The sequence below is a fragment of the Bradyrhizobium sp. LA2.1 genome, assembly GCF_040547725.1.
GTDB lineage: Bacteria > Pseudomonadota > Alphaproteobacteria > Rhizobiales > Xanthobacteraceae > Bradyrhizobium > Bradyrhizobium barranii.
Genome location: NZ_JBEPQI010000007.1, coordinates 140438 through 155390 on the forward strand (window position 1 = coordinate 140438; position 14953 = coordinate 155390).

The window sequence follows — 14953 nt, forward strand, 5'->3', positions numbered from 1 at the left end:
ACGGCTTTGCTGATGCATTTGCTACCCGCATAAGCCATTGATCCAACTAACGCCGGCTACTGTGCATGGGGTTGTTTTCGCAGTTTTTGTCGCAGGCAGCCTCACGCCGCCTGCGACACCACGCGATTGCGGCCGTCGTGCTTGGCGCGGTAGAGCGCGGTGTCGGCGCGCTTGAGGACGTCGGCGACCGCCTCGCCCTTCTGCTCCAGCGTGGTGAGGCCGATCGAGATCGTGACCTCGATGCGCTTGGTGCCCTTGTGGACGGCGAACGGCTCGCCCGCGATCGAGCGGCGCAGGCGCTCGGCGACCATGCCGGCGACGTGGAGATCGGTCTCCGGCATCACGATGACGAACTCCTCGCCGCCGTAGCGGCAGGCCAGGTCGATGCCGCGGATCGACTTGCGGACGCGCACCGCGAACTCGCGCAGCACGTCGTCGCCGGCGTCGTGGCCGTAATTGTCGTTGATCGACTTGAAATAGTCGATGTCCAGAATCATCAGCGCCAGGGGCTTGCCGCGGGTCGAGGCTTGGTCAGCGAGCGTCGCCAGATGGCTCTCCATGTAGCGGCGATTGTGCAGGCCGGTGAGCGCATCCGTGATCGCCATCTCGATCGAGTTCTGCACGTTGTCACGCAAATGATCGGTGTAGCGGCGGCGGCGGATCTGCGTGCGGGCGCGGGCCAGCAGCTCGGTCTTGTCGATGGGACGCAGCAGATAGTCGTTGACGCCGATCTCGAGGCCGCGAAGCAGCCGCGTCGAGTTCTCGGGGTCTGCGATCGCCAGGATCGGCACGTGGCGCGTGCGTTCCAGCGAGCGCGCCTGGCTGCACAGCCGCAGCCCGTCGAAATTGTTGAGGTCGAGCGAGACGATCAGCAGGTCGTAATTGCCCTCGGCCGCGTGGAACAGCGCTTCCGTCGGGTTCGGCTCGACGTCGATCGTGTGCTCCGCGGCGAGGATCGTCGCCAGCCGCTCATAGGAGGACTGACGGTCGTCGACCAGCAGAATGCGGCCGCCCCGGCCGGTGTCGGCCACAGCGCTGCGTTCGGGCGCCTGCATGCCGATCTCGAGCGAGGTGATGGCGCGCATGCGCAGCTCATCGGTCATCATCTTCAGCCGCGTCAGCGAGCGCACGCGCGCGATCAGCACGACGTCGGAGACAGGTTTTGTCAGGAAATCGTCGGCGCCGGCTTCCAGCCCGCGATTGCGGTCGGCGGGGCTGTCGAGCGCAGTGACCATCACGACGGGAATATGGTGCGTCGCCGGATCGGTCTTCAGGCGGCGGCAGACTTCAAAGCCGTCCATGTCGGGCATCATCACGTCGAGCAGGATGATGTCGCATTCGGCGCGGCTGGCCAGCGCCAGCGCCTCGGTGCCGTTCGAGGCGGTCATCACGTCGAAATATTCGGCGGACAGGCGAGCTTCGAGGAGTTTGACGTTGGCGGGAACGTCATCGACAACCAGGATACGCGCAGACACTTTGAACTCACTTCCTATCCGATAAAACGCCGGACCGTCTCAATGAATTTGCCGACCGAGATCGGCTTGGACAAATAGGCCTCGCAGCCGCCCTCGCGGATGCGCTCTTCGTCGCCCTTCATCGCGAACGCCGTGACCGCGACGACGGGAATGGCGCGCAGCTCCGGATCGTCCTTGATCCAGCGCGTGACCTCGAGCCCCGAGACCTGCGGCAATTGGATATCCATCAGCACGAGGTCGGGTCGCATCTTGCGAACGAGGTCGAGCGCCTCGTAGCCGTTGCTGGTGCCGGAGGTCTGGTAACCGTGCGCCTCCAACAGGTCGCGGAAGAGCTTCATGTTGAGCTCGTTGTCTTCCACGATCAGGACGGTCTTAGCCATCCCGCCCTCCTGATTGGCACGAAGCCCTATACATGTGACGCCTCAGGCGCCGCTCGCCGGCGCTTCGAAAACTGGATTCAAACTAGCCTCAGATTCGCTTGAGTTTCGTTAAACCCGAGGGTCGACTTTCTGCGATGTGGTTTCCAGTTGCTTGTCGGCGGTCTTGAGACTCGGGCATGATGGTTTCAAAGTAGACACCGAAAGTTAACGGAAAGGCAAACCGAACCCTTGAAAAAGCCTGTTCACAACCCTCGCGAAGTCGCTGAAATCGTTGCGATTCAGGCGCTCTCCTTCGTGGCCGGCGATCCGGAGCGGCTTGGCCTGTTCCTGGCTGAGACAGGCGTCGGTCCTGAGACCCTGCGCAATGCCGCCTCGGACCCGAATTTCCTCCTCAGCGTACTCGATTTCGTGATGCGCGATGACGCCACCGTAAAGGCCTTTGCCTCGACCGCGGAGCTGCATCCGACCAACGTTGCTGCGGCGCGGCAGGTGCTGGGCGACGCGCTCGGCGACCCCTCCTGGGAGCGCGACGTGCCGTGACCGTCCCTGATACGGCCGGACCCCGCTGCTTCTGCCGGGATTGTCTGGCCGATCTGGATATGGGCGTACGACGCTGCTCCGCCTGCGGTTCCCCTCGCCTCGTCCGCCACCGCGCGCTCGCAGGCCTGACCATCGCCCATATCGACTGCGACGCCTTTTATGCGACGGTCGAGAAGCGCGACAACCCTGATATCGCCGACAAGCCCGTCATCATCGGCGGCGGCAAGCGCGGTGTGGTGTCGGCCGCCTGCTACATCGCGCGGACCTATGGCGTGCGCTCGGCCATGCCGATGTATAGGGCGCTCGAGGCCTGCCCGCAGGCGACCGTGATCCCTCCCGACATGGCCAAGTACGTCCGCGTCGGGCGCGAGGTGCGCCAGGCCATGCAGGCGCTGACGCCGCTGGTCGAGCCGCTCTCGATCGACGAGGCCTTCCTCGATCTCTCGGGCACCGAGCGGGTGCACGGCATGGTTCCGGCCAAGGTGCTGGCGCGGTTCGCGCGCAACATCGAGCGCGACATCGGCATCTCCGTCTCGGTCGGCCTGTCCTGCAACAAGTTCCTGGCCAAGATCGCCTCCGACCTCGACAAGCCGCGCGGCTTTGCCGCGCTCGATCAGGAGGAAGCCCGTTCGATGCTGGCGGAGAAGCCGGTCGGCTTCATCTTCGGCGTCGGCCCGGCCACGCAGGAGCGCCTCGTGCAGCGCGGCTTCCGCATCATCGCCGACCTGCAAAAGGCCGAAGAGATCGAGATGATGTGGCAGTTTCCGAGCGATGGCCGCAGGCTGTGGCGGCTCGCGCGCGGCATCGACGACCGCCGCGTCGAGCCCGATCGGGGCGCCAAGACGATTTCGAGCGAAACCACCTTCGAGACCGACATCCGCGATTTCGCGACGCTGGAGAAGATCCTGTGGCGGCTCTGCGAGAAGACGTCGTCGCGGCTCAAGAGCAGCGAGCTTGCCGGCTCGACCGTCACACTGAAGCTGAAGACCGCCGATTTCCGCCAGCGCACCCGCTCGCAATCGATCGCAGGCCCGACGCAGCTTGCCGCCAAGATCTTCTCGATCTGCCGCGAGATGCTGGCGAAGGAGATCGACGGCACCGCGTTTCGCCTGATGGGCGCCGGCGTCAGCGCGCTGCGCGAAGGCTCGCCCGCCGACGACACCGACATGCTCGACCGCCGTGCTGCGCATGCCGAGCGCGCGGTGGACAGTCTGCGCAAGAAGTTCGGCAACTCCGCCGTCATTCGCGGCATCGCGTATGATGGCCCTGAAACAGGACAGCAGGAATGATCGAGTCCTGCTCAATTCAGTCGCGTTCGAAGATCCGTGCACCCGGATAGACACGCCGGGCATACTGAATGACCAACTGCCGATCCTGACTCGCCAGGAACGGCGTTCGGATCTGACAAGACCCGACGATGAGGTGCCACAGGCCGTTGAGCTTTCCAATCATGACGTTCATTTGAGCTTCCTCGCAGTGACCCGAGTAGACTCAAATTGTAAGAATCTCCGGCCGTCGCTCAATTGTACCAGCGTAAGGTCAGCGTATGAGAAGGATTGGAAGAGATATACAAAGGTATGTTGGCGAGGCCCCTGTCAGGTTCCCGCGTTGATGGGTTTCGCAAGGGCTGTACGCATCCGAACGCGCTGAGAGGCTGGCCATCGTGACAGGCGAACGCGACCTCGACGCGCTGTTGAGAAACATGAAGCCGGAGCTGCTGGACGGCATCTTCGTGTTTTGCACGGTTCCAGCAAACGAACCCATTTCCAAAGCGCTCAATCCGCGGCTGACGTTTCGCGAGCAGGAAGGAACCACGCTGGTGATCCTGCGCGAAGAAGCCGAGGCGTCAGGCTTACGCTACGCGTTCGCCTCGCGCCTGATCACCCTGACGGTTCACTCCGCACTCGATGCGTTAGGCTTTCTAGCGGCTATCACGGCGCGACTGGCCGAAGCCGGCATCAGCGTGAATGCGGTGTCGGCCTTCCATCACGACCATCTCTTCGTGCCTGCCGACAGGGCCGATGAAGCGATGGCTGTTTTGCGAGCTATGTCCGCAGCAAAGTAAGATGGGTAGAGCGAAGCGAAACCCATCGAGCTCTTCCTGCGCAACAAGGGTGATGGGTTTCGCTTCCCTCTACCCATCCTGCGGTCGTTTCAATCCGCGACCGCCACCGCCTCGATCTCGATCAGCCATTCCGGCGCGGCGAGCGCGGAGACGCCGACGAGGGTGCTGGCCGGCGGCTCCATGCCTTCGAAGAAGGCCGAGCGGGCCTTGCCGATGATCGGGCGCAGCTCCGGCTTGTAGTTCACGACGAAGGTCGTGATCTTGACGATGTTGGCGTAGGTCGCACCGGCCGCCTTCAGCGCATGGCCGAGATTCTGCATCACCTGCGTCGTCTGCGCGGCAATATCGCCCTCGCCGACGATCCGCCCTTCCTCGTCCACCGACACCTGGCCGGAGATGTAGATCGTACGTGCACCGGAAGCGGTGACGACGTGGGAATAGGCTGGATTGTGATGCAGGCCGCTGGGGCGGAGATGGTCGAGCTTGGGCATGGTGCTTGCCTCCCGGGTTTGTGGTTGGGAGGAAGCGTAGCCGGAGAGCGAGCGGAGGGCTAGTCTCGCCCCTCAATTGCAGGGCTTGCTGTCCTTCGCGTCGAACTTGCCCATCGCGCCGGAAATCACGAAATCGTTGTAATCGAGCACGAGCTGGCGCGAAACGCCGTTTTCGTAGAGCTCGAATGCCATCGCGTAGACCGGCGTCTGCTCGCCTTCCTTCTGCTGGGACTCGCGGTCGAAATAGCTGACGGTAACCGGCCAGCGCTTGAGCGACTTCATGTGCTCGTCCGTGGTCGATGCATCGGGCGAAGCAGTGCGGTCGGCGGGAATCGGCTGACCGATCACGGTCAGCGTGTTGTAGACCTTCTGGCCGTCGTCGGAGCCGTCATAGACCGACAGCTCGAGCAGCGACTTGCCGTCCTTGGCGGCGGCAATGATGCGCTGGATCTGCTCGGTCGGGAACACGATCTTGCCGTCGAGGGTGAAGCTCTTCGGCGCCGGCAGCTTCAGCTTGACGTTGATGTGGTCACCGTCGCGCTCGGCCGAACCGTCGACCCGGCCGGCATCGGCCTCGTTCATCCGCGTCTCGATCTTGAAGCGGTAGCTTTTTCCCGCGGCGTCCTCCCAGGAGTTCGAGCGGAGGTCGCTCAGCGTGATCTTGCCCTCGCCGCTGTCGAGCTCGGAGACCTGGCGGAATTCGGAGGTGTAGCCCTCGCACGAACTTCCCGTGAAATTGTAGAGGATGCGGCCGCGCGCGCTGTTGATCGAATTGGAGCGCGATTTGACGAGGCTGAGGTCATAGAGCGCCTGGTGCGCAAGGAACGGACCGCTGGCCGCCTGCGCTCCACCGCCTGCGCCGAAAGCAGCCGCCGCGAGCGCCATCACACCGAGCGAAGTCCGGAAAAGGTGCACCATGTGTCATCCCTGGGGAAAGCGCAGATTCGACATTTTAATGACCGTTCCATTGCGTCGCAACTGAGGCCGTTTCACGTAAAGTTGCGGCCCCCGCCTTGAACCTGCTGCCTGGCCACAACAAAATGCAGTCGCTCCGGTTGCTTGCATGTGACGGCACGATGGGCGAAACAGGGCGCGCCCGGCCGCCAAATGGACGTAGCCGGGCGGATGAAATTTGGACAACGAGGTCGAACATGGCGGGCACGGTCGAGCAGAAACTGGCGGAACAGGGCATCAAGCTGCACGAGGCCCCTACCCCTGTCGCCAATTACGTGCCGTTCGTGCGCACCGGTAACCTGCTGTTCGTCTCCGGCCAGGTCTGTTTCGACCCCGCCGGCAAGCTGATCGCCAAGGGCAAGCTCGGTGCCGGCGTTTCGATCGAGGACGGTGCCGCGGCGGCGCGCGGCGGCGCCGTCAACCTGCTGGCCCAGGTCAAGGCGGCGCTCGGCGACCTCGACAAGGTCGTGCGCGTGGTGCGCCTCGGCGGCTTCATCAACTCGGCACCCGACTTCCTGGACGGGCCGAAGGTGCTCAATGGCGCCTCCGACCTGATGGTCGCCGCCTTCGGTGACAAGGGCCGCCACGCCCGCACCACCGTAGGCGTCGCCTCGCTGCCTGCGGACGCGGCGGTCGAGGTTGAAGGCGTGTTCGAGGTCGCCTGACACGGAGCTGACGGCGTTGCGCGCTCCTGATTGGCTGACAGCCCGGCCGGTCGCCCATCGCGGCCTGCATGACATTTCCCGCGGTGTCGTCGAGAACATGCCGGGCGCGGTGCAGGCTGCGATCGCGGGCAATTTCTCGATCGAGGTCGACATCCAGCTCTCCGCCGACGGCGAGGCCATGGTGCACCATGACCACGCGCTCGGCCGTCTCACCGAGGCCACCGGCGAGGTGGTGTCGAAGACCGCGGCCGAGTTGAAGGCGGTCAAGTTCAAGGACACGGACGAGCGGATGATGTCGCTGTCCGACCTCTGCGCCATGGTCGCCAGCCGCGTGCCGCTGGTGATCGAGGTGAAGAGCCATTTTGGCGGCGACCGCAAGCTGGTGAAGCGGATGGCCGAGGTGCTGGCGTCCTATCAGGGGCCCGCCGTCGGCATGTCGTTCGATCCCGACCAGGTGCTGGCGCTGCGTGAGCTGTTGCCGTCCCGCCCGCGCGGCATCGTTGCGCAGCGGACCTACGAGGACGAGTACTGGGCGGAGCTGACGCAGGCGCAGCGCGACAGCATGCTGTATCTGCGCCACGGCTTTCAGACCCAGCCGCATTTCGTCGCCTTCAAGGTCGACCACCTGCCGGCCCCCGCCCCCTGGATCGCCCGCAACGTCCTCGGCTGCGCCCTGCTCGGCTGGACCGTGCGCACCCCGGAGCAGCGGACGCGGGTCGGGCAATATGCGGATCAGATGATCTTTGAGGGGTTCGTGCCGTAGGGCTTGATGTTCCTCACTCTTGAAGTCGCTACTGCAATGCACGATCTTGGGCACGATGGCATCATCTGAAATCACACTCGAGGCTGTACCCTCGATTGGCGAGGTATCGGCCGAGGATTGGGACGCCTGTGCCAATCCCGACAAGGCTTGCAACGGGCATGGCGCGGGAACTTCATCCGGGCTTCCAGGCGATTCCCTCGGCCTCTCAAAACCCGCTTATAACCCGTTCGTCTCGCACGCGTTTTTATCCGCGATTGAGAAATCAGGTTCAGCAACCATCCGCACCGGCTGGGGGCCGCGGCATCTGGTGGCCAAGGTCGATGGCCGCGTCGCCGGGGTCGTGCCCTGCTATCTGAAATCGCATTCCCAAGGCGAGTACGTGTTCGACCGCGGCTGGGCGGACGCCTATGAGCGCGCCGGTGGACGCTACTATCCGAAGCTCCAGGTCTCGGTTCCCTTCACCCCGGCCACAGGGCCCCGGCTGCTGGTCCGCGACGGCGTCGATCGCGAGCGCATCGCTGAAGCGCTGGCGAGCGGGTTGGTGGCGCTGTGCGGCGTCAGCAAGGCCTCCTCGGTGCACGTGACCTTCGCGCGTGAGGCGGAGTGGAAACGGCTCGCCGGGCACGGATTCCTCCAGCGCACCGATCAGCAGTTCCACTGGCGCAACGAGGGATTTGCGACCTTCGACGATTTCCTCACCACGCTCAATTCGCGCCACCGCAAATCGATCAAGCGCGAGCGGCGCGATGCGCTTGCCGGCGGCATCACCATCCACTGGCTCACCGGCAGCGACATCACCGAGGATGCCTGGGACGCCTTCTTCGACTTCTACACGGAGACCGGCTCGCGCAAATGGGGCCGTCCCTATCTCACGCGGGAATTCTTCTCGCTGATCGGCGAGACCATGAGCCAGGACGTGCTGCTGGTGATGGCCCGCCGCAACGGCCGCTGGATCGCGGGCGCGATCAACTTCATCGGCTCGGATACGCTGTTCGGCCGCAACTGGGGCGCGGTCGAGCATCATCCGTTTCTGCATTTCGAGGTCTGCTACTATCAGGCGATCGATTTCGCGATCAAACACGGCCTCGACAACGTCGAGGCCGGCGCGCAGGGCGAGCACAAGATCGCGCGCGGCTACCTGCCGCGGACGACCCATTCCGCCCACTTCATCGCCGATCCCGGCCTGCGCCGCGCCATCGACGATTACCTCAAGCGCGAGCGCGCCTATGTCGCCGAGGCCGGACGGGAGCTGGCCGAGCTCGGCCCGTTCCGCAAAGGCGTCGACGAGGCGCCTTGACGGTTTGCCACGGCTGATGACAGTAAGCGCAAAATTCGAGGAGCCGCCGCCATGACCGCCTACGACCCCAACAACATCTTCGCGAAGATCCTGCGCGGCGAGTTTTCCTGCCACAAGGTCTATGAGGACGAGCATGTGTTTGCCTTCCTCGACATCATGCCGCGGGTATCGGGCCATACGCTGGTGATCCCGAAGGCCCCTGCCCGCAACATCCTCGACATCAAGCCTGACGACTACGCCCACGTCGCCCGGGGCGCGCACAAGATCGCGGCCGCTGCGATGAAAGCGTTCGAGGCCGACGGCATCACCGTGCAGCAGTTCAACGAGCCCGCCGGCGGCCAAGTGGTGTTTCATCTCCACATGCACGTGATGCCGCGCCACGACGGCGTGGCCATGCTGCCGCCCGCCAGCCGCAAGGAAGACGTCAAGGTCCTGGAAGAGAATGCGGCCAAGCTGATCGCGGCGCTGAAGGCGGGATAGCGCCAGATACACTCCGTCATTGCGAGCGCAGCGAAGCAATCCAGACTGCCTCCGCGGAAACAGTCTGGATTGCTTCGTCGCAAGAGCTCCTCGCAATGACGAGGTCAGGGCGGCGCGCCCCTCACTCCGTCTGGAAATCCCCTGCCTGCGGGGCCGCCAGCGGCGTAAATTCGCAACGATCTGGCTTGATGTCGATCAGCGGCGTGTTGTCGATGCAGTCGAGCCCGCGCACCAGAATGGCATTGCCCTCGATGCCGACGAGCTTGACGATCGAGGTGCCGATCGGGTTGGGCCGGACCGGTGAGCGCAGCGAAAACGTGCCGCGGGTCTTCTCGTTGTTCTTCGGGCTTTGCAGGACGATGTCGCGGCGCGACTTGTCGAGCCAGTAGAGCACCTCGAGATTGCTGTAGAAATCGACGCCCTTGATGGCCGGCACGAACGGCTCGAAGATCTCGAGCCGGCACACCGGGCCGTCCTGACGCCCCTGTCGCGGCGTCTCCATGCGCGAGGTCCAGGGCGTGCGGATGCGGCCGATGAAGACGAGGCCGGCATCCTCCGTCGACGGCAGCTCGATGGCGACCTCGCCCTCGCGGAGCTCGTTTTCGCGAACCATATTTCCCGTTCCTTGCTGTTCGCCGGTGGTTTTAGCCTAACCACCACTTTCCGGCCAGCATGAAGACTTCGCCTGTCACCACGCCTGCGAAGATCGAGCGGCGGGTCAGCAGGAAGGCGACGAGGCCTGCGCCGACCGCGCCATAGCGCAAGACGTCCGGCACGCTGGCGAGCGCCCCCGGCGGCTCCACCACGATCTGGGCGATGACGCCGGCCAGGATGGCGGTGGCGACCGCCCTCACCCAGACCAGCAGCTCCGAGCCCTCGTCGATGCCGCCGCCGAACCACAGGCCCAGCATGCGCCATATCTGGTTGGGAACAACGCCCGCAACGAACAGCACGACGAGTGCGTGCCAGTCGCCGATGAGCTGCGCAAAGCTCATGCGCGCACCTCCCGCCACCAATGCACGCCATAAGCGATCGTGCCGGCCACCAAACCGCTGACGAGAATGTCGAGCCCGGAGTTCATCTTCGCGGCCAGCGGATAGAGCAGAACCCCGAGCGTCAGCGCGACGACGTCGGCGACCTCGCGACTGTTGCGCGCGGTCGAGAACAGGAACGACAGCGGCGTCAGCATCAGGATCGCGGCGCCGAGCGTCTGCGTCAGGTTGGCGGCAAGGAAATAGCCGACCGTGTTGGCGGTGAGACACACGGAGACCAGACCAAAACCAAGTCCGTTGACGAAGGCGATGCGCCGCTCGCGCGGCACCTGCGGCAGGAAGCGATGGCATTCGACCCACAGTGTCACCGCCGTAAGATGCGCGGCGAAGAACAGCTCGCGCCGCTTGGTCGTCGGCGTGCGCATCAAGGGCAGCACCGAGACCACCATCGGAAACAGCCGGATCGCGCTGACGGTGACCGCGATCGCCGATTGGATGATGGTCGCGCCGGAGCCGAGCGTGGTGATCAAAATGATCTGCGCGGGGCCGGCCCAGACGAACAGCGTCGAGCAGAGCGCCCAGAGCAGGCTGAAATGGGTGTCATGGGCGAGCGCGCCGATGCCGAGATAGGTCGCGAACAGGACGAGCGTGAGGATCGTCTGCGTGATCGAACGCAGTCCCCACGCAAACGCGCGCCAGGAACTTTGCCATTGAGGGGAATCGAGCGGAGGAAGCGCCACGGGAGTCTTTGGCCGGATTGCGGAATCGTGCCCGCATAACGGGCAATGCTGTGGCTGACGTCAAGGAAGCGCGCGGCGGGGCTGGCATGCGCGCGCAGGCAGACGCGCCTACCCGCTCACACCCCGGTTCTTCAGCACGAAGCACGCCCCGCCCGCCTTGCGGATACGGTTGCACAGATCATCCGCCTCGCTGCGCGTGTCCGCGCCGATGCGCACCTGGTAGAAGGCGCGCGTACCGCGGCTGCGCATCACCGAGCTTAGCAGGCTCGGATCGCGGTCGCCGATCACGGTGTTCAGCCGCGTGACGGCGCGGGAATACATCGCCAGCGCCCTGTTGCGATCGAAGCCGGCAGCGAGCTGTACGCCCCAGACCTTTGCGGCAGCGAGCTCGACATGCTGTTCGAGCTCGGCGACGAAGGCATTCGGCGCGCGCTTCAGAAGCGCCATGAGATCGCGGCAGCTCGTCGGCGGCGAACTCGGCGGTCCCTTGCCGGTCGCTCCCGCCTTGGCCCACGCGTCAACGCTCGTGCCGGTGATGGCATAGACGTAGTTGCGGGTCTGCTCCGGCATGCCGCCGGTGCCGGCGAGCCATTCCTGCACCCGGCGCGGCCCAGCGTTATAGGCGGCTGCGGCCAGGCCGAGATTGCCGAACTGGTTGCGCAGCTCGTTCAAAAATTCGGCCGACTTCGGCAGCGCCTGCACCGGATTGAAGGGATTGAGCAGCCCGCGCTCGCTGGCAGTGCCCGGCATGAACTGCGCGATCCCCTGCGCATGCTCGCCGCTGCGCGTCATCGGCCCCACGGCATCGGCCTGGAATCGGCTTTCCTGCCAGATCACGCGGGCGAAGAATTCCAGCGGCAGATTGGCATCCCGTGCGGCGGCCTCGACGATCAGGCAGATCGATTCCCGCGTATCGCTCTCGCGCGCAGCGACCGGACTCGCCGGTGGCATCGCAAGCTCCTCGACGCTGGGGACAGCAATATTGGTCTTCGCGGGCGAGCTGTCCCACGCCGCCACCCGTGTCGCCGAGACGAGCAGTGCAGCGATGGTGAGTGATGCGATTCGCGTCAGCCGTGCCCAAGCATCGCTGTGGCGCGCTCCGGCGCGGCATGCAACAAGATGATCTGCCATGTTGTGGCATCGTGCCATGGTTCGACGAGTTGCCAATATATGCTGTTTGACCCGCTTCTCCCAATGCGCTGCCCCGCCCCAGGGATCCGCGCGATCCTTGTCCTCCTAGCCCTCGTCCTGTCCGCCGCGCCGGCCATGGCGCAAGTCAACTGGCGGATGACCACGGAATATCCGCAAAACAACATTTCCGGGATCGGGCTCACCAGTTTCGCTGATCGCGTCGCGGCACGCACAAACGGTTTCGTGACCGTAGCTAGCGCTTTCGACAACGAGCTCAAGATCAACTCGGGCGAAATGCCGCGCGCCGCGCTGGATGGTCGCATCGCCGGCGGCGACGCCTTCGCTGGCGCGCTTTCGGGCCTCGACCCGGTGCTCGGATTGTCCACCCTGCCCTTTCTGGTGCAGTCCGTCGACCTCGCCCGCGCCACCAATCTGCGGGCGCGCCCGCTCTACGAGAAGGCGCTCGCGGCGCGCGGCCTGAAGCTGCTCTACGTCACGATCTGGCCGGCCACGGGCCTCTGGTCGGACCATGCGCTGGAAGGCGCCGACGCCCTGCCGAGACTGAATTTGCGGGCCTACGACGTCAACTCCGGCGAGGTCATGCGCGCAGCCGGCGCGAATGCACAGTTCCTGCCGATGGACGCGGCACTCGCTGGCCTCAGGGAGCACCGGCTGAATGCGTTCCTGACCTCCGGCGACGGCGGCGCGGGACGCAAGCTCTGGGACTTCCTGCCCCACTTTACAGCGATCAACTACGCGATGCCGGTCTCGATCGCCTTCGTCCGCAGCGACACATTTGCCGAACTGTCCGAGCCGATGCAGCGCGAGGTCCTGGCCGCGGCGGCCGAGACCGAGCAAAGCCAATTCGCGCTATTGACCCATCGCACCATCGAAAATTATGCGCGCATGCGCGACAACGGCGTCCACATCGCCGAGCCGGCGCCGGCGTCCCTCGTCGCCGCACTTCGGAAAGCGGCAACGCCCGCGATCGCCACCTGGGAGACGCAGGCGGGCGCCGATGCCGCGGCGATCGTCGAATGGGCAAGACAGCAATAGAGCGAGCCGTGGCGGCCGCGGGCATGCCACTGCGGTGCTGCGTTGAAATGTCCGCCAGTCCCGCCCTTCACTCGCTTCGGTCCTATGCCGAGGCCGGCTTTTCTGCGCTGATTGCGCGGTCCAGGGCATCGATCAGCGTTTGAAGCTCGACAAACTTGTTCCGTGCTCGCTCGGCATTGTCGCGATCAAAGGGAGCGGCCAGCACCTTCGCATGCGTGTCCCTGTCCTCGATCATTCGATCGCGGGCCTTCTTCAATATGTCCAGTCGCTCGTTCATCTGTGCCTCTCCGCCAATATCTGCTCGACCACGATCAGGGCCTCAGTCGAAACCAGCCGGAAGCTCGCCCTTTCGGAAGAACACCGTAGGCTCATCGTCATAGTCACCCATTTCGGGATCGCCGCTGGACGAGAACGCGACGACGCCGAGTTTGCTCAAGGCCAGTCTCTCCGCCGTGCGCAGCGCGCCGCTTTCCGACTTGCAGACGATGGGAGAGTCGGCCTTCAGATTTCCACCCTTGCCGGCGTTGAACGCCTGCACCACGTAGGTTGTTTCGCGGACCATGACGGCACCTCTGACCTGTTGACACACGGAGTTGACGTCAACGACCGCGACAACCGCGCTCAGCCGCGCATCGCTTCGATGAGCGCGGAAATCCTGATCGTTGCAAAGCTGGAGAAGGTGTCCGACACGGCATATGGCAGGATGATCTGGTCATTGTGCCTCATCGCACCGCAGGTATAGACGACGTTGGGGACATACCCTTCGCGTTCGGACGGTTCAGGCCGCAGCAGCGGCTCGGCCGAGCGAGCCAGAACCCTGGACGGGTCGCGCTTGTCGAGCAGAGCCGCTCCGATCGAGTATTTCCGGATCGGGCCGACACCGTGCGTCAGCAGCAGCCAACCTTCGTCAAGTTCGATGGGTGCCCCGCAATTGCCGATCTGGACGAACTCCCAGGGAAATTGCGGTTTCAAAAGCACCCGGCCGCCCTCCCATGTGTAGAGGTCGTCCGAATAGACCAGATACAGGTTCTCATTGTCCTGTCGCGCGATCATGGCATAGCGGCCGTCGATCTTGCGTGGGAACAGCGCCATGCCCTTGTTGTGGGCTGCAGCCCCCCGCAAAGGCGTTAGCCGAAACGACATGAAGTCGCTGGTCTCGATCAATTCAGACCGGATCGCACGTCCGCTATAGGCCGTATAGGTCGCGCAGTAGATCGCCCGATCACCGTCGTTGAATTTGACGAAGCGCGCATCCTCGATGCCGTTAGATTGGGATTCGGTCACGGGAAAGATGACCCGCTCGCTGAGGTCTTCCTCGGGCCTGAACACCAGTTCCACACGGTCGCCGTCCGATCCGGATACGCGATGGCTGATCCGGGGGACCGAGGCAAGGCGCGCCGTCGGATCGACGGCCAGGCTTCCGTCAGCCGCAATCGTTCCGGTTCGAAACGTCAGTGACGACACATGCCCCTCGCCGATGGCCCGGAGGCTGACGATGAATCGCGAACCTCCGTTCGGTGCTCCCGATTGATCGGGGTGCGGGACGATGCTGGGGTTGAACAAGGCAGAGGCTTCGAACGAATACTCACTGAGAAAATAGGCACCAATCAGCTGGCGCTGCGTCTTCGAGAAGACGCCATGCGTGGCGAAAGCGTCCTCCATTTCATCCGCTCGGGTCTCGAACCGCTCCAGGAGGTTACGATGTCGCCCCTGGAAATTGTCGAGCACATCCGCAAGCTGAACTGCAACGGCCTCCGAACTGAGCGCAAGAACCCGGTCGACGATATGATTTGCACGCATCTTGTCGGTCGGGTTCAGGTCGCGGGGTTCGGTTGCCGGCTTGAAGGGCCGCACGATGACTCGCGCTGGATCGGGGCGCAGATTAAGCCCCTGCCGGTTCAGGAAAGAAGCTTGTGACACGGTA

Annotated in this window: 20 protein-coding genes; 8 read left to right on the top strand and 12 right to left on the bottom strand. The window is 64.2% G+C overall.

What is annotated here, in order from left to right:
• Window positions 1–101 precede the first annotated feature (101 nt).
• Together ABIB95_RS15460 and ABIB95_RS15465 are read right to left on the bottom strand one after the other, a co-directional pair.
• Window positions 102–1475 carry a PleD family two-component system response regulator gene (locus ABIB95_RS15460; RefSeq protein ID WP_028150565.1) on the bottom strand — a complete coding sequence of 458 codons (1374 nt, stop codon included), beginning with the start codon at window positions 1473–1475 and terminating at the stop codon, window positions 102–104.
• Window positions 1476–1489: 14 nt separating this feature from the next.
• Window positions 1490–1855, bottom strand: coding sequence for a response regulator (locus ABIB95_RS15465; RefSeq protein WP_008566616.1), 366 nt, complete (start codon window positions 1853–1855; stop codon window positions 1490–1492).
• Between the two features lie 228 nt (window positions 1856–2083).
• Here ABIB95_RS15465 and ABIB95_RS15470 point away from each other — a divergent pair, with 228 nt between their 5' ends.
• The gene (locus ABIB95_RS15470) at window positions 2084–2395 is read left to right on the top strand and encodes a DUF3572 domain-containing protein (protein WP_028150563.1); all 312 of its coding nucleotides are present in this window, start codon (window positions 2084–2086) and stop codon (window positions 2393–2395) included.
• On the top strand, window positions 2392–3684 hold the full coding sequence (locus tag ABIB95_RS15475; RefSeq protein WP_354240411.1) for a DNA polymerase IV: 1293 nt from the start codon (window positions 2392–2394) through the stop codon (window positions 3682–3684). Before ABIB95_RS15470 ends, ABIB95_RS15475 begins: the two co-directional genes overlap by 4 nt.
• A 16-nt stretch (window positions 3685–3700) precedes the next feature.
• On the opposite strand, the gene ABIB95_RS15480 is transcribed toward ABIB95_RS15475, so the two are convergent.
• The gene (locus ABIB95_RS15480) at window positions 3701–3856 is read right to left on the bottom strand and encodes a hypothetical protein (protein ID WP_166097113.1); all 156 of its coding nucleotides are present in this window, start codon (window positions 3854–3856) and stop codon (window positions 3701–3703) included.
• A gap of 202 nt (window positions 3857–4058) precedes the next feature.
• Between ABIB95_RS15480 and ABIB95_RS15485 the strand changes: the two genes are divergently transcribed.
• A complete protein-coding gene (locus ABIB95_RS15485) occupies window positions 4059–4460 on the top strand; it encodes an ACT domain-containing protein (RefSeq protein WP_354240413.1) in 402 nt (133 codons plus the stop codon).
• Window positions 4461–4549: 89 nt separating this feature from the next.
• On the opposite strand, the gene ABIB95_RS15490 is transcribed toward ABIB95_RS15485, so the two are convergent.
• Entirely contained in the window at window positions 4550–4951 is a 402-nt protein-coding gene (locus tag ABIB95_RS15490; RefSeq protein ID WP_014494674.1) for a RidA family protein, read from the bottom strand.
• Between the two features lie 72 nt (window positions 4952–5023).
• The gene (locus ABIB95_RS15495; RefSeq protein ID WP_247341615.1) at window positions 5024–5869 is read right to left on the bottom strand and encodes a cell envelope integrity EipB family protein; all 846 of its coding nucleotides are present in this window, start codon (window positions 5867–5869) and stop codon (window positions 5024–5026) included.
• 233 nt (window positions 5870–6102) lie between these two features.
• On the opposite strand from ABIB95_RS15495, the gene ABIB95_RS15500 reads away from it, so the two are divergent.
• From ABIB95_RS15500 to ABIB95_RS15515, 4 genes are read left to right on the top strand one after another with little or no spacing between them, the layout of a single operon-like run.
• Window positions 6103–6570, top strand: coding sequence for a RidA family protein (locus ABIB95_RS15500; protein ID WP_354240415.1), 468 nt, complete (start codon window positions 6103–6105; stop codon window positions 6568–6570).
• 16 nt (window positions 6571–6586) lie between these two features.
• Window positions 6587–7333 (top strand): glycerophosphodiester phosphodiesterase, encoded by a 747-nt coding sequence (locus tag ABIB95_RS15505; RefSeq protein ID WP_354240417.1) that lies wholly within the window; start codon window positions 6587–6589, stop codon window positions 7331–7333.
• A gap of 55 nt (window positions 7334–7388) precedes the next feature.
• On the top strand, window positions 7389–8630 hold the full coding sequence (locus ABIB95_RS15510; protein ID WP_354240419.1) for a GNAT family N-acetyltransferase: 1242 nt from the start codon (window positions 7389–7391) through the stop codon (window positions 8628–8630).
• 51 nt (window positions 8631–8681) lie between these two features.
• Window positions 8682–9110 carry an HIT domain-containing protein gene (locus ABIB95_RS15515; protein ID WP_063982784.1) on the top strand — a complete coding sequence of 143 codons (429 nt, stop codon included), beginning with the start codon at window positions 8682–8684 and terminating at the stop codon, window positions 9108–9110.
• A 121-nt stretch (window positions 9111–9231) separates the two neighbouring features.
• On the opposite strand, the gene tsaA is transcribed toward ABIB95_RS15515, so the two are convergent.
• The 4 genes from tsaA to ABIB95_RS15535 all read right to left on the bottom strand — a co-directional run bounded on the left by tsaA (window position 9232) and on the right by ABIB95_RS15535 (window position 11973).
• Window positions 9232–9723 (bottom strand): tRNA (N6-threonylcarbamoyladenosine(37)-N6)-methyltransferase TrmO, encoded by a 492-nt coding sequence (gene tsaA, locus ABIB95_RS15520; RefSeq protein ID WP_014494668.1) that lies wholly within the window; start codon window positions 9721–9723, stop codon window positions 9232–9234.
• Between the two features lie 31 nt (window positions 9724–9754).
• A complete protein-coding gene (locus ABIB95_RS15525) occupies window positions 9755–10105 on the bottom strand; it encodes an AzlD domain-containing protein (protein ID WP_063982782.1) in 351 nt (116 codons plus the stop codon).
• Entirely contained in the window at window positions 10102–10842 is a 741-nt protein-coding gene (locus ABIB95_RS15530) for an AzlC family ABC transporter permease (RefSeq protein WP_063982781.1), read from the bottom strand. Before ABIB95_RS15530 ends, ABIB95_RS15525 begins: the two co-directional genes overlap by 4 nt.
• A gap of 108 nt (window positions 10843–10950) precedes the next feature.
• Entirely contained in the window at window positions 10951–11973 is a 1023-nt protein-coding gene (locus ABIB95_RS15535; RefSeq protein WP_354240421.1) for a transglycosylase SLT domain-containing protein, read from the bottom strand.
• Between the two features lie 39 nt (window positions 11974–12012).
• Here ABIB95_RS15535 and ABIB95_RS15540 point away from each other — a divergent pair, with 39 nt between their 5' ends.
• Window positions 12013–13029, top strand: a complete 1017-nt coding sequence (locus tag ABIB95_RS15540; protein ID WP_354240423.1) for a TRAP transporter substrate-binding protein — start codon at window positions 12013–12015, stop codon at window positions 13027–13029.
• 82 nt (window positions 13030–13111) lie between these two features.
• On the opposite strand, the gene ABIB95_RS15545 is transcribed toward ABIB95_RS15540, so the two are convergent.
• The 3 genes from ABIB95_RS15545 to ABIB95_RS15555 are packed head-to-tail and all read right to left on the bottom strand — an operon-like array spanning window position 13112 to window position 14949.
• Window positions 13112–13306, bottom strand: coding sequence for a hypothetical protein (locus ABIB95_RS15545; RefSeq protein WP_063982779.1), 195 nt, complete (start codon window positions 13304–13306; stop codon window positions 13112–13114).
• A gap of 42 nt (window positions 13307–13348) precedes the next feature.
• On the bottom strand, window positions 13349–13591 hold the full coding sequence (locus ABIB95_RS15550; RefSeq protein ID WP_063982778.1) for a hypothetical protein: 243 nt from the start codon (window positions 13589–13591) through the stop codon (window positions 13349–13351).
• Window positions 13592–13650: 59 nt separating this feature from the next.
• Window positions 13651–14949 (bottom strand): glycoside hydrolase family 130 protein, encoded by a 1299-nt coding sequence (locus tag ABIB95_RS15555; protein WP_354240425.1) that lies wholly within the window; start codon window positions 14947–14949, stop codon window positions 13651–13653.
• Window positions 14950–14953 lie beyond the last annotated feature (4 nt).

Coding starts and splice junctions, on each gene's coding strand:
- ABIB95_RS15500 (WP_354240415.1), top strand. CDS start 6,103: ATGGCGGGCACGGTCGAGCAGAAACTGGCGGAACAGGGCATCAAGCTG.
- ABIB95_RS15465 (WP_008566616.1), bottom strand. CDS start 1,855: ATGGCTAAGACCGTCCTGATCGTGGAAGACAACGAGCTCAACATGAAG.
- ABIB95_RS15535 (WP_354240421.1), bottom strand. CDS start 11,973: ATGGCAGATCATCTTGTTGCATGCCGCGCCGGAGCGCGCCACAGCGAT.
- ABIB95_RS15510 (WP_354240419.1), top strand. CDS start 7,389: ATGGCATCATCTGAAATCACACTCGAGGCTGTACCCTCGATTGGCGAG.
- ABIB95_RS15480 (WP_166097113.1), bottom strand. CDS start 3,856: ATGAACGTCATGATTGGAAAGCTCAACGGCCTGTGGCACCTCATCGTC.
- ABIB95_RS15490 (WP_014494674.1), bottom strand. CDS start 4,951: ATGCCCAAGCTCGACCATCTCCGCCCCAGCGGCCTGCATCACAATCCA.
- ABIB95_RS15550 (WP_063982778.1), bottom strand. CDS start 13,591: ATGGTCCGCGAAACAACCTACGTGGTGCAGGCGTTCAACGCCGGCAAG.
- ABIB95_RS15495 (WP_247341615.1), bottom strand. CDS start 5,869: ATGGTGCACCTTTTCCGGACTTCGCTCGGTGTGATGGCGCTCGCGGCG.
- ABIB95_RS15545 (WP_063982779.1), bottom strand. CDS start 13,306: ATGAACGAGCGACTGGACATATTGAAGAAGGCCCGCGATCGAATGATC.
- ABIB95_RS15515 (WP_063982784.1), top strand. CDS start 8,682: ATGACCGCCTACGACCCCAACAACATCTTCGCGAAGATCCTGCGCGGC.
- tsaA (WP_014494668.1), bottom strand. CDS start 9,723: ATGGTTCGCGAAAACGAGCTCCGCGAGGGCGAGGTCGCCATCGAGCTG.
- ABIB95_RS15525 (WP_063982782.1), bottom strand. CDS start 10,105: ATGAGCTTTGCGCAGCTCATCGGCGACTGGCACGCACTCGTCGTGCTG.
- ABIB95_RS15540 (WP_354240423.1), top strand. CDS start 12,013: ATGCTGTTTGACCCGCTTCTCCCAATGCGCTGCCCCGCCCCAGGGATC.